This is a genomic window from Nonomuraea maheshkhaliensis (assembly GCF_039529435.1).
Taxonomy (GTDB): Bacteria; Actinomycetota; Actinomycetes; order Streptosporangiales; family Streptosporangiaceae; genus Nonomuraea; species Nonomuraea maheshkhaliensis.
In genome coordinates, this window is the sequence record NZ_BAAAMU010000041.1 from 51,349 (window position 1) to 63,787 (window position 12,439).

Annotated in this window: 13 protein-coding genes; 7 read left to right on the forward strand and 6 right to left on the reverse strand. The window is 70.4% G+C overall.

Annotated features, from left to right (window positions below):
• The first annotated feature begins 4 nt into the window (after positions 1–4).
• Both ABFX54_RS26370 and ABFX54_RS26375 read left to right on the forward strand, forming a co-directional pair.
• Entirely contained in the window at positions 5–2,431 is a 2,427-nt protein-coding gene (locus ABFX54_RS26370) for a beta-glucosidase family protein (protein ID WP_346109013.1), read from the forward strand.
• Between the two features lie 8 nt (positions 2,432–2,439).
• The gene (locus ABFX54_RS26375; RefSeq protein WP_346109015.1) at positions 2,440–3,816 is read left to right on the forward strand and encodes a sulfatase family protein; all 1,377 of its coding nucleotides are present in this window, start codon (positions 2,440–2,442) and stop codon (positions 3,814–3,816) included.
• Here ABFX54_RS26375 and ABFX54_RS57040 read toward each other — a convergent pair.
• From ABFX54_RS57040 to ABFX54_RS26385, 3 genes are all read right to left on the reverse strand, one after another.
• Positions 3,707–4,153 (reverse strand): nuclear transport factor 2 family protein, encoded by a 447-nt coding sequence (locus ABFX54_RS57040; RefSeq protein ID WP_428834572.1) that lies wholly within the window; start codon positions 4,151–4,153, stop codon positions 3,707–3,709. The two genes, ABFX54_RS26375 and ABFX54_RS57040, sit on opposite strands and share 110 nt — an antisense overlap.
• On the reverse strand, positions 4,150–4,563 hold the full coding sequence (locus tag ABFX54_RS26380) for a MarR family winged helix-turn-helix transcriptional regulator (protein ID WP_346109017.1): 414 nt from the start codon (positions 4,561–4,563) through the stop codon (positions 4,150–4,152). The genes ABFX54_RS57040 and ABFX54_RS26380 overlap by 4 nt, the downstream gene beginning before the upstream one ends.
• 864 nt (positions 4,564–5,427) lie before the next feature.
• Positions 5,428–5,946 (reverse strand): Lrp/AsnC family transcriptional regulator, encoded by a 519-nt coding sequence (locus ABFX54_RS26385; protein ID WP_346109019.1) that lies wholly within the window; start codon positions 5,944–5,946, stop codon positions 5,428–5,430.
• On the opposite strand from ABFX54_RS26385, the gene ABFX54_RS26390 reads away from it, so the two are divergent.
• On the forward strand, positions 5,945–6,262 hold the full coding sequence (locus ABFX54_RS26390) for an MFS transporter (RefSeq protein WP_346109021.1): 318 nt from the start codon (positions 5,945–5,947) through the stop codon (positions 6,260–6,262). The genes ABFX54_RS26385 and ABFX54_RS26390 overlap by 2 nt on opposite strands.
• 177 nt (positions 6,263–6,439) lie before the next feature.
• On the opposite strand, the gene ABFX54_RS26395 is transcribed toward ABFX54_RS26390, so the two are convergent.
• Positions 6,440–7,726 carry a serine hydrolase domain-containing protein gene (locus ABFX54_RS26395; protein WP_346109023.1) on the reverse strand — a complete coding sequence of 429 codons (1,287 nt, stop codon included), beginning with the start codon at positions 7,724–7,726 and terminating at the stop codon, positions 6,440–6,442.
• Positions 7,727–8,182: 456 nt separating this feature from the next.
• Complete coding sequence (locus ABFX54_RS26400) at positions 8,183–9,064, reverse strand: helix-turn-helix transcriptional regulator (RefSeq protein ID WP_346109025.1); 882 nt, start codon at positions 9,062–9,064, stop codon at positions 8,183–8,185.
• Positions 9,065–9,190: 126 nt separating this feature from the next.
• Between ABFX54_RS26400 and ABFX54_RS26405 the strand changes: the two genes are divergently transcribed.
• The 4 genes from ABFX54_RS26405 (at position 9,191) to ABFX54_RS26415 (ending at position 11,970) form a co-directional block, all read left to right on the forward strand.
• Complete coding sequence (locus tag ABFX54_RS26405; RefSeq protein WP_346109026.1) at positions 9,191–10,603, forward strand: MFS transporter; 1,413 nt, start codon at positions 9,191–9,193, stop codon at positions 10,601–10,603.
• Positions 10,604–10,620: 17 nt separating this feature from the next.
• Positions 10,621–10,965, forward strand: a complete 345-nt coding sequence (locus ABFX54_RS26410) for an EthD domain-containing protein (RefSeq protein ID WP_346109028.1) — start codon at positions 10,621–10,623, stop codon at positions 10,963–10,965.
• A 137-nt stretch (positions 10,966–11,102) separates the two neighbouring features.
• Positions 11,103–11,309: a helix-turn-helix domain-containing protein gene (locus ABFX54_RS57045; RefSeq protein WP_428834573.1), complete on the forward strand. Its 207-nt coding sequence runs from the start codon at positions 11,103–11,105 to the stop codon at positions 11,307–11,309.
• Positions 11,212–11,970 (forward strand): SCO6745 family protein, encoded by a 759-nt coding sequence (locus ABFX54_RS26415; RefSeq protein WP_346109030.1) that lies wholly within the window; start codon positions 11,212–11,214, stop codon positions 11,968–11,970. The genes ABFX54_RS57045 and ABFX54_RS26415 overlap by 98 nt, the downstream gene beginning before the upstream one ends.
• Before the next feature lie 44 nt (positions 11,971–12,014).
• Here ABFX54_RS26415 and ABFX54_RS26420 read toward each other — a convergent pair whose 3' ends face one another.
• Positions 12,015–12,431, reverse strand: a complete 417-nt coding sequence (locus ABFX54_RS26420; protein WP_346109032.1) for an SRPBCC family protein — start codon at positions 12,429–12,431, stop codon at positions 12,015–12,017.
• Positions 12,432–12,439 lie beyond the last annotated feature (8 nt).

The following is a 12,439-nucleotide window of genomic DNA, read 5'->3' on the forward strand; positions in this document are numbered from 1 at the left end:
TGCCATGACCAGCCCGCACCCCGTCGCCACCGGCCACGAGGCCCTCATCGGCTCCCTGGACCTGCCGGCCAAGGTCGCTCTGCTCACGGGCGCGAGCATGTTCACTCTGCGCCCCGAGCCGTCCATCGGACTCGGCGAGATGCGCATGTCCGACGGTCCCACAGGCGTCCGTGGGCTGACGTTCACCGGCGGCCGCACGGTCGCCCTGTTCCCCAACGCGACCCTGCTGGCCGCGGCCTGGAACCCCGCCAGCGCCTATGAGGTGGGCCGCATGCTCGCTGAGGAGGCCGTCGCCCAGGGCATCCACGTCGTGCTCGGGCCGACGATCAACCTGCACCGCAGCCCGCTCGGCGGGCGGCTGTTCGAGGCCTACTCGGAGGACCCGCTGCTGTCCGGCGTGCTCGCCGCCGCGTACGTACGAGGGCTGCAGGACCACGGCGTCGGCGCTTGTCTCAAGCACCTGGTGGCCAACGAGTCGGAGACCGCCCGGCACACCGTGGACAGTGTCGTGGACGAGGCCACGTTGCGCGAGCTCTACCTGCTGCCGTTCGAGATCGCCGTGGCCGACGCGGACGCCTGGTCGATCATGGCCGCGTACAACAAGGTGAACGGCACCCCGGCGACCGAGCAGCACCACGTGATCAACGAGATCGTCAAGGGGGAGTGGGGCTACCGCGGGCTGATCGTGTCCGACTGGTGGGCGACCACGAGCGCTGCCCCCGCGGCCAACGGCGGGCTCGACCTCGTGATGCCGGGTCCCGGCGGACCATGGGGCCGGCACCTCGTGGACGCCGTTACCGCGGGCGACGTGGACAAGGCGGTGATCGACGATCACGTGCGCCGGCTGCTGCTGCTCGCCGAACGCGCCGGTGTGCTGGGCGAGCCGCGCGAGCGGCAAGCACCGGTGCCCGCCCCGGACAGCCCGATGCGCAGAGAGCAGCTCACGCGGCTGGCCGCCGAGGGCATGACCGTGCTCAAGAACGAGCGCGCCACCCTGCCGTTGGCGCGAGGCGCCACTGTCGCACTGATCGGCCGCCACGCGCTCGAGACCATCGACATGGGCGGCGGGTCGGCGCAGGTCAATCCCCCCTACCAGGTGAGCGTCGCCGAAGGGCTCACCGCGTTGCTCGGGGACGCGGTGGCGGTCACCGACGGGGTGGAGGCCCGGCACCGGCCCGTCCCGGCCGCGGCGGGATTCGCCGTCCACCCCGTCACCGGAGAACCCGGGGTGCAGGTGAGCGTGCACGCCGAGGACGGGTCAGTGATCGACGAACGCCATGCCGCCTCAGGCGTCGCGATGATCGGGATCGACGACGACCTACCGGAGCCGCCGCACGCCGTACGGCTACGGGCACGTCTGCCCCAGGGCGGGAAACTCCAGGTCGGCGGGATCGGCGCCGGGGCATGGGAGGTACGCGTCGGCCAGTTGGTCGAGCGGTTCGAGCTGACCCTGGACAGCGGGGACGTCGGCGAGGCGGTTCTGCGGCCACCCGGCGGCACGACCCTGGCGGACGCGGAGCCGGGCGACCTCCTCGAGACCGAGGTCACGCTGGCGGAAACGGCCGGCCGTGGCCGCAGAGGGCTTTACGGGCTGGTCGCGCGCCCCGCGCCGGAGAACGTGGACGCCGTGGTGGCCCGCGCGGTCAGCGCCGCCCAGGACGCCGACGTCGCCGTGGTCGTCGTCGGGCTCACCGAGGAGCAGGAGACCGAGTCGGTCGACAAGACCACGCTACGGCTGCCCGGCGCACAGGACGCGCTCGTCGCCGCAGTCGCCGCCGCGGCCCGGCGCACGGTGGTCGTGGTCAACGCGGCGACCCCGATCCTCATGCCTTGGCTCGACCAGGTCGACGCCGTGCTCTGGGCGGGCCTGCCGGGGCAGGAGGGCGGCCACGCCGTGGCGGCCACGCTGCTCGGGGACATCGAGCCGGCCGGCCGCCTGGTCACCACGTTCCCCGCCGCGGATGAAGCCGGCCCGGCCTGGTCGGTCACCCCGGTCGAAGGCAGGCTCGAATACACGGAGGGCGCCTTCGTCGGCTACCGAGGCCACGATCGTGGGCCCGCGCCGGCGTTCTGGTTCGGACACGGCCTCGGCTACTCCACCTGGGAATACTCCGACGCCGCGATACTCGACGGCCAAGGCCACCGCCTGGCTGTGACCGTCACCAACACGGGCGGCCGGACCAGCCGCGAGGTCGTCCAGGTCTACTTCCGTCCCACCGACGACCGTCGGCCGGTGCGGCTCGTCGGCTGGCAGGCCGCCACCGTGGAGCCGGGTGAGAGCGCGAGGGTCGAGGTGGCCACCGATCCGCGCCTGTGGCGGTACTGGGACGAGACGCGCGCAGCATGGACGCCGCTCCCCTCGCAGGGACGGATCATCTTCGCCCGAGGGCTGGGTGACGTCCGCGCCACCCTTGAACTGAGCGGCCGTTGAGGAGCATCATGCCACCGAACATTCTGCTGATCACCGCGGACGACATGGGCGGTGACACCCCCGGTTGCTTCGGCGGCCCGGCGGAGGTGTCCCCCACCCTGGACCGGCTCGCCGCGGAGGGGATGACGTTCGGGCGCGCACACGTGGCGATCGCGGTGTGCCAGCCCAGCCGTTCCGCGATCATGACCGGCCGGTGGCCGCACCGCAACGGCGCTCAGGGCTTCGAGCCGATCACCGCCGGGGTGCCGGTCCTGACCCGGCTGCTGTACGAGGCCGGGTACATGTCGGGCATCCTCGGCAAGGTCGAGCACCTGCAGCCGGTGGAGGCGTTCGGCTGGGAATTCACCCGCGGCATGCGCGAGCTCGGGATGGGACGCGATCCGCGGGCCTACGGCGAGGCCTCCCGACAGTTCATGGGCGAGGCGGCCGCGCAGGGGCGGCCCTGGTTCCTCATGGCCAACGCGCACGATCCGCATCGTCCCTACTCCGGCAGCCAGGATGAGCTGGACCGCTTCCCAGCCGAAGCGCGGGCCACGTACCCGGCTCCGTCGAAGGTCTTCGGGCCGGGCGACGACGTCGGGGACGTGCCCGAGTTCCTTCCCGGGCTGCCCGAGGTAGCGGAGGAATACCGGGAGTACCTGAGCTCGTCCCGCCGCTGCGACGACGTGGTCGCCGAGGTGCTGCGCGCGCTGGACGAGACCGGCGCCGCCGGCGACACGCTGGTGGTGTTCCTGTCCGACAACGGGATCGCCGTGCCGTTCGCCAAAGCGAACTGCTATCTGCAGAGCAGCCGGACGCCGCTGATCGTCCGCTGGCCCCGGGTGACCCGCCCCGGGACGCGAGTGGACACGGCGTTCGTGTCGATGATCGACCTGTTCCCGACGCTCTGCGCGGCTGCGGGCGTCCCGGAGCCGACGGGGCTGGACGGGCGAAGCATGCTCCCGCTGCTGCGCGGAGAACGGCAGGACGGCCGGGACACGGTGTTCACGGTGTTCCACGAGACGGCGGCGAAGGGCCGGTTCGAGATGCGCTGCCGGCAGGACGACCGGTTCGGCTACATCTGGAATGAGTGGTCCGACGGAGCCCGGGAGTACCGGGCGGAGAACATGATGGGACGGACCTGGCCGGCGATGCTCGCCGCCGCCTCCAGCGACGAACGGCTCGCACAGCGTGCCCGGTTCTACGTGCACCGTTTTCCGGAGGAGCTCTACGATCTCCGCGCCGATCCGCACTCGCTGGCCAACCTGGCCGAGGATCCGATCCATCGGGAGGCACTCAAGGGCGCCCGGCGGCACCTGCTCGCGTGGATGGCCGAGACCGGCGATCCGCTCCTCGACACCTACCGTGGGTTCCTCCAGGACCTCGAGCAGCGGGTCGTGCGGTAAGTGAGGGGCCGGTGGGCCGACCGCCGCCACAGGTGATACGCCCGTCGCGCACCCGGAAGATCTCCAGCATCGTCGGTGGCTGCTGTCCGGGAACGCCCAGCACGCTCGTGCGGACGGCGGCGGTGTCGCCCTCGACGACCATGTCCTCGACGACGACCTGCGCGTCGGGGAAGTCCTCGTGGAACTGTCGCCATGCCCGGGTGACGCTTTCGGGTCCGGTGGCGCCCAGGGGGATGGCTGAAGAGCCCGTCGTGAAGATCTCCTCTGTGGCGGTGTGCTCGTGGGCGTTGAACGCCGCGTACATGCGCCACGCGGCGGCCCGCACTTCGTCTGTCATCGGCTCTCCTGTGCGGTCACGTTCGCGCGGATGCGCCGTAGGACGTCCAGCACGATCTCCTGCTGTTGTGCGGTGGCATCGGCGAGCAGTCGCTCCTGGTACGCCTGGTGCGATCGCTCCAGGTCGGCCGCTACCCGTTCGCCGGCGGGGGTCGATGCGGCCAGGGTGCAGCGGGTGTCGGCCGGGTCGAGACGACGCCTGACAATCCCTTCGGCCTCGAACTCCTTGATCAGCCGGGTGACGCTCGCACCGTCGATGCCCAGCGCCTGGCGCAGATCGCTGTGGCTGGTCTCGCCGTTACGCCGCAGCCGGACGAGCACCTGTACTCGGTGTGGGCTCATGCCCACGTGCCGGGCGAATGCCTGCCGCAGATCGGCGCACACGCCGCCGAACTCGCGGAAGAACGGCAACAACCGAACCGGCTCCCGAATTCGCCAGCAGCTCCGACCTGGTGATCGCCAACCTGGCCCTCAAGCTGCTCGACACTCGGCTCTCGTTCTCACCTACGCAGCCAGGTAGATAACTACCTAAAAGGGCCAGGTCGGAGATAGGTTCTGCCCATCATCGGCAAGCTCCGCCTGGCCGCCCGACCGCCGCGCGACCCAACCTCGCAGACGGCACGCCTCCAGCGGACGGGCGTGCTGTCTGCGGAGTGCGCGTACGTACTCAGGGATGGTCTGGCCCCTGCGTCACCCAGAAATTAGTCCGGAAGGTGTTCTTGGGACACCATGCCTCCGACACACCAGTGCCTCCGGTCATGTTGCCGTGATAGGCCGGACCTCCTCCGTCGGCGCACTCGAGGTGAACCTGATGCCAATGCATCCAGGTCTGCGGCTTGCAGAGCGACCGAGCTCCGAACTGCTCGTACTTGATGAGGCCCCCGCCGATGCGGTGAGTCGGCTCTGCCCAGCAGGGATCTGCACGGGCCTGATGTCGCGCCGTGGTAGAAGCTTGCGCGGCGGGGATGCTGAGCGCGCTACATGCCGCAGCCGCGACCAGTAGCGCGCCCGCAATCCGGCGTCTCAATGGAGTCATCGCCCCTCCAGGGGATAGGCACGCATCGCATGCGAACGATTACTCAGAGTATAAGTTTCCTTGTCTGTCGAGGCCAACAGGTTTCATTGCTGCCAAGGTCGGCGGCTGATTCAGGGCCGTCATCGGGGGTTCCTGGCCTCGACGCCGGCGCCCACCCTCCGCTGTCGGGCGATCCCTCACCTGCTCCTGGTGCCGCGAGCCCTTGAATGACGCTGGGCGGCGGGTTGCGCGGGCGCCGCTCACAGCAGTAGTGCTCCCGCACGTTTGACGGTACGGAGGATCGGTGCGGTCTCCATCGCATTGATCCCCTCCAGGGAGGCGATCCGTCCGGTCGGGAAGCGGCCAAGATCCGTGGTGCTGCGGCAGGCCAGCGCCACCAGCAGATTGGTCGAGCCGGTGGTAGGCGCGGCGAAGGAAACCTCGGGCTGCTGGGCCATGGCCTCGGCGATCTGCACGACGCGGGCGGGCTGAGCGTTGATCCACAACCGGGCTTCCACGGAAAAGCCGATCGCGGCCGGGGCCAGGTCGAGCCGGAGGCGCAGGATCCCGGCGCGGCGCAACGTGGACGGGCGGCGCTTGACCGTGGACTCCGACCGGCCGGTCACGGCGGTCAGCTCGGCGTAGGAGGCTCGACCGTCCCGGTTCAGCGCATGCAGCAGGGTCCTGTCGCCCTCATCCAGCTCGACTGGTCCGCCGGACGGCTGCACGGGATCCGGCGGCAGGTACGCCTGGACCCGCACGGTGCTGGTGTGCGCCATGGCGGGCGCAGTCGCCTTCGCCGCCCTCGTCTACACCTCCATCCAGCTCCAGTCCGCCGAGGGCCTCGACCCGGTCCACGCCGGGCTGGCCATGACGCCACTCGCCCTGGCCGGTTTCCTGACCTCCACCCTGGAGGGCCGCTTCCTGCACGGTGCCTCACCCCGGCTCACCGCCGGCGCCGGCTTGCTCGTCAACGGAGCCGGCTGCCTGCCGCAAATCTGGTCGCTGCCGCTCGGGTTGATCGTCACGGGCATCGGCGTCGGCCTCGTCGGCCCGGCCATGGGTGCGGCGGTCATGGCGCCGGCGCCGGCCTGATGGCTGTGATCACCATCCGTCCTGCCCCCATACCAAGTCACGCCTGATCTGCCCGCCCCATCCTTCAAGTCGCCTCGGACGGCGTGTGAAGCCTCTGAACTGTGACTGGGCTTCGAAGGCCGCCTGGCCCCGACCGCCCGAGGGAACTGATTCACGTCACCCGGACGCTCCCGCCCTCTACGGTGCGGTGTCGTGCAGCTCTCGGATGAGGGAGCCCGGCACTGGCGTGCCGAGCATGTGGCAGACGGCCACCTTCTGGGCGGCGAACTCCACGTTGGTCCAGCGGGTGATCCCGTCGTTGGGTGCGAGGTCGGAGGCCTTGCCGGTGCTGTCGCTGATGGCGGTGCGGCGACCGTCGCCGGAAACCGCGGTCGTGCTGTGGTGGCCCTGGGTGTCGCCGCCGTGGCCCCATGCCGTCCCGCAGGGCGTATCGAACTTGATCAGTCCGAGACCGTAGCGGCCCTTGATGGGAAATTCGTCCGGTAGGGCGACGGTGGTCTTCATCTGCCGGAGCTGCGCACGGGAGAACAGTTCGGCTTTGAGAAGGGCGGAGTAGAAGCGTGACAAGTCGCTGCTGGTGGAGATGACCGCCCCGGCGGCGCCGGCCCAGCCGCCGATGTTCGCACCGGTGTGATCGGTGTACTTCGGGGTGCCGTCGGCAAAGGTGATGGCGTATCCGTGCGCGTATCCCGGGCCGGTCATGGTGGCCCGCGGGTTGGCGTAGTAGGTGTGCTTGAGGCCGAGCGGGCGGGCGATGCGCTCGCGAACGAGGTCGGCGAGACTCGAGCGGGTCAGCTTCCGCGCGATCATTCCGAGCAGGGTGTAGTTCGTGTTCGAGTACGACCAGCCCTTGCCGGGGGCGAATGTCGGCGGGTGGGCGAAGGCGGCGGCGAGCAGCTCTCGCTCGGTCCAGTTGTGCCGCGGGTCGTTCTGCAGGATGGACAGCACCTCGGGGTCGCCGGTGTAGCTGAACAGGCCGCTGGTGTGGTTGAGCAGCATGCGCACGGTGATGTTGTCGCCGTTGGGGACGACGCCGGGCAGGTACGTCGAAACCGGTGAGTCGAGGGTGACCGCCTTCTCGTCGACCAGTTGCAGGATCAGCGTCGCGGTGAATGTCTTGGTGTTGCTGCCGATCTCGAACTGGTCGTCCGCGCGCAGCGCGCGGCCCGTGGCGATGTCGGCGACTCCGACGGCGGTGGTGGAAACGCGCCGGCCGTCGTTGATCCGTGCCAGGTGGCCGGGGTTGCCGATGGCCAGCATCTGCTGTGCGACGTCACGCATGGAGCCGTCGGCCGGCGCGGACGCGGCGGTGGCCGGTGAGGCTGGGCGGGGGGTGGCGGCAGCGGGAGCGGCGGCGGCGATCACCGAAATGGCCAGCATCGCCGCCGCGGTTGTGGCGACACCCAGGGTGCGCGGATTGCTGGGGTGCCTCGTTGTTGAGGCGGTCGGGTTGGTGGGGCTCATGGTCTTGTCTCCTTGATCAACGGGGTGGGGCCCCAGGGGCTGCCTCGCCGCAAGGGGGTGGGGGCAGGCGTCTTCCGCGAAGCGCCGCGGCTGAGCGTCTGTTCTATTAGATGTATATCAGATAGAACCTGTAGCGTGTAGCTGCCCCTAGATCTCGACAGGGAGACGCCGATCTACCAGCAGATTCGCGACCGCATGGTGGGAGCCCCTGCCGCGCCGATAAGGAATCATCCGCAAGAGCGGCGCCCGTGCACCCGGGCGTCGAACAGCCCACCACCGAGGCCGAGGCCGCCGCCGACCGGCGGCGACGCGCCCGCACGCTGCTCGCCGAGGCTGGCGTTCGCGGACCATGTCCCGTCCGCCGCCGCGCAGGTCATGGCCTCGCGGCGCTGTGCGAGGATGCGGATCCGGGCCGTCGAGGCATCCGGAGCGCCCGGGCTGTCGCGAGCGATCTCGTCAGGTCGCCGGACGCAGCCGCCGTACATTCGCCGGACCGTCGATGACGCCGCGGGCGATCCGGCTCGCGAGCTCTTCGAGCCGTTCCCGGGTCGTCCGATCCTCCGGCTGGTACACGACGATCCGGGTGCGCGGGTTCGCCTGGAGCTGCATCGTGACGGTGCGCAGGGACAGCTTGCCGACGTGCAGCGACCGGATTCCCTTCACCCGGTCGGGATCGCTCGACACGTCCGCCTGGTCCCACAGGCGCACGAACAGCGGTGACTCCTCGCGGAGCCGGCCGAGCAGCGGTCCCCAGGCGGGGTCGGTGACCGACTCGCCGTAGTACGCGCGCAGTCGGGCCACGATGCCCGCGCACTCCTGCTCGTGGTCGGAGTGCCCGGCGATCCAGTCGGGGTGGGTGAAGTGCAGGTAGGCGCAGTTACGATCGGCCGCCGGCAACGCCTCGATGTCGTCGATCATGAACCGGAACGGCGCGTTGTAGGCCAGGGGCTCGAACCACGGATTCATCGCCACCGCCGGATGCGGGCAGAGGCTGTCCAGCAGTCCCTGCAACTGGCCGCCGACCTGCTCGAAGCTCGGAGGACCCGCCACGTCCGCGTGCCCGCCGAGGAGCAGCAGATGCCGGCGTTCGCCGGGGGAGAGTCGCAACGCGTCCGCGATCGCCGTCAGCACCTCGACACTCGGTTGTACGTCGCGTCCCTGTTCGAGCCACGTGTACCAGGTGGACCCGACGTTCGCGAGAACCGCGACCTCCTCCCGGCGCAGCCCCTTGACCCGGCGCCGGCCGCCGCCACCGGGCAGGCCCACGTCCGCGGGCGAGAGCCGGTCACGCCGAGCCCGCAGGTAGGCGCCGAGCTCACGAGAACGTGTGTCCGCCATGGCAACGAGCATGCCACGGCGCGGCCAGGCCAAGGTGGTGGTCCGAGCACCAGCATCACGGCACTCTGGAGGGCCGCCCGCCAGCGGCGCAGGGTGGGTGTCATGCAACGGACATGGCCGGTTCTCGTGGCGGCATTCGGAGCGACGTACACGTTCAGCATCGGCAACGTGACCGCCCCACGGCTCGGACCGGATCTCGGCGCGGATCGTGGCGAGGTCGCGCTCGTGCTGGCCGGTTTCGCGGTCACGTTCGCGGCCGGGCTGATCCCCGCGGGACGTCTCGGCGACCGGTACGGACGCCGGCTGCTGCTGGCCTTCGGGCTTGTCGCGGTCGCGCTGACGGCGGCGCTGGCCGCGGCGGCTCCCGGACTCTGGTGGCTGGTCGCCGCCCGGGTCCTGCAAGGTGCGGCCTCGGCGATCGTGATGCCACAGACGCTGGCGATCATTCAGACCTCGGGCAGCGGGGCCGCCCAGGCGCGCGGGCTCGCGGCGTTCACCGCGAGTTCCGGGGCCGGCACCGTGGCGGGGCAGGTCGCCGGTGGTCTCGTGATGGGGCTGAGCCTGCCGTGGGCGGGATGGCGAGGGGCGGTCCTGACCTCCGCGATCCCCGCCGTGGTGGCGTTGCTGGGCGTGCGCCGGCTCCGGGCCGCCCCGCCGAGCGGCGCCGAACGACCCGACCTCGGCGGCGCGCTCCGGGCGGCGATCCCGCTCCTGGCTCTGGTCGCCGGTCTGTCACTCGGCCCGGCGACAGACTGGCCCTGGTGGACACTCGCGCTGGTGGCGTTCGGGGTGCTGGGGTTGTGGGGTTTCTGGCTCAACCAGCGACGGCGCGAGCCGGCGGGACGTCCGGTGCTCGTCGCCCCCTCCAGCCTGCGGCCGCCCGCCCTGCGGATCGGGCTGTCGATGACCGTGCTGCTCTTCGCCGGGTACGGCGCGTTCAGCTACGAGTACTCGATGTTCACCCAGGTCGGCCTCGGGTTGACGCCGGTCGGCTCCGGGCTCGGGCTGGCCGCGTTCGCGGGGGCTTTCGTGCTCGCGGGCCTTCGCATGCCGCGCATCACCGCGCGCTTCGGCGACCGCACGATGGAGGTGGCCGCCGGCCTGCTGGCCGCCGGTCTGGTCGTGCTCGGCCTGGCCTCGTGGGTCGGCCATGGCAGGGGCGCGGCGGTCTGGATCGGCTGCTTCCAGGTGATCGGCCTGCTCCTCGGCGCGGCGCAGGCGAGCCAGTACGGCCCCCTCGTCGCGACGGTCATGGCAGCGGTGCCGCATCGAGTCGCGGGCCTGGCCGGAGGCCTGTTCACCACCGCGCAACAGGCTTCGCTCGCGCTCGGCATCGCCACGATCGGCGGAATCCCCGGCACGCTCGCCCCGTCGCTCGGCTGGGAGCGTGCCTTCGCGGCGGGGCTGGGCGTCCAGGTGGTCACGACCGTGCTGTTCTGGGCCCTGGCGCGGCGGCTGCGCGGCTCCGACACCCGCCATGCCCCGGACGGAAACGACCCTTCGACCACGTCACTTTCCTTGTCAGAAAACAATCAGTAGAGGATGGGAATTCACTCATGATCAAGATGATCATCACGCTGAAGCGCCGCGAAGGCATGACGCACGACGAGTTCAAGCACTACCAGCAGAACATCCACCGACCGCTGCTCATGTCGATCCCGGAGTCGGAGCAGTACATCCGCCGGTTCGTCGTGTCGTACCCGGTGCCGGCACCCCGGTACCCGGCATCGGAGTACGACTCGGTGGTCGAGGCCTGGTTCGACGACATGGCCGGCCTTGAGGCCCTGTTCTTCAGCGAGAACTTCCTGAAGATCGTCGACCCCGATCACGAGAACTTCATCGACCTGTCGACGTTCGGGCGCGTCATCTGCGAAGAGGACGTCGTCATCGGTCGCGACTAGGGCCGCAACCGCGCGAACCCTGGACCCGGTCGGCTCGGAGCGCGGTGCCGGTGTTGCCACCGGCCCGTCGCTCCGAGCCGCCGCCGTGTCGCTCTCACCGGTGGACGCGGTACCAACCGGTCGGTATCTTCACCAGCATGACGTTGGAACGCCGCACGTGGCGGACGCTGGAGCCGTTGCACGGCATGATCTACTTCTCCCCGGACGCGCATGCCGCTTACCAGCGGCTCGGGCTGACCGGACGGGATGGGGTACTTCGCCTCCCGGGCGGCCGCCTTCGGCCCGGTCTCCGCCGAGGCGGTGATCGCCACCTTCTACAACTTCAATCCGCAGGTGGTACGTAAGGCGATACCGGCCGCATGGCACCTCGCTTCCCCCGCCGACATTCTGGACGCCCGGCTGAACGCGGCCGACACGACCTTGCGCCGCGTGCTCGGCGACGCGGTTGATTCGCCGGAGATGTCTCATGCCGCCGAGCTGGCCCGGGAGGCGGCCCAGGCGATCTCTGGCGAGCTGAGCGGGCGGCCTCTGTACGCCGCGCACACCGCGCTGCCCTGGCCTGCCGCTCCGCACCTGGTGCTCTGGCACGCCGCGACCTTGCTGCGCGAGTTTCGCGGTGACGGCCACCTGGCCGCCCTGCTGGCCGCCGGGCTCAGCGGGATCGAAGCCCTCGTCACCCACGCCGCCACCGGTGCCGTACCGGCTGAGACGCTCCGGACCACCCGCGGCTGGACCGAGACCGACTGGGCGGCCGCTGAGAGCAGGCTGGAGGAGCGTGGCCGGCTCCGCGACGGCCTCCTGACCGAGCAGGGGCGCGGGGAACGTGAGGCCATCGAAGAGGCGACCGACCGGATGAGCAGGGCCCCCTACGCCGCGCTCGGCGACGATCGCTGTCAGGAACTGAGCTTCCTGGTGCGCCCCTGGAGCAAGCAAGTGGCGGCCGAGCTGATCCCGTGGGCTGCGGCGCGCAACTCCGGGAATCTCCGGACGCCGCGAACGAGCTGATCATCACCGAAGGTGGGCCAAAGCCGTTTCTTCGTGCGGTCCGGTCAGGTGCGGAGAGCGTGAGCGAGTGCGGCGAGACCGTCGGCATAGATGCCGTGGAACAGCTTGACGGTCTCCTCGTCGGTGGCGCCCCGCGGAGTGAAGGTGCCCGACCATTCCACCCGTGCATGATCGGCATCCACGCCTGGGTGGACCGCGATGGTGGAGTGGTAGTCGGTCACCGGGAAGGGCGCTTGCACGATGGCGTAGGTGTAGCTGCGAGACCGGTCGTCGAATCGTTCCAGGCGTTCGACGATCGTCGCGCCGTCCGCGGTGGTGAGATGCCGGACCCGGCCGCCTTCCTCCAGCTCGCTCGTGGGAATGAACGGCAGCCAATCGGGCAGCGAGCCGAAGCCGCCGATGAGCCGCCAGACCTGGTCGGGCGAGGCGGGCAGGTCGGTCGTCGCGGTGGCGGTGGCCATGGTGACCT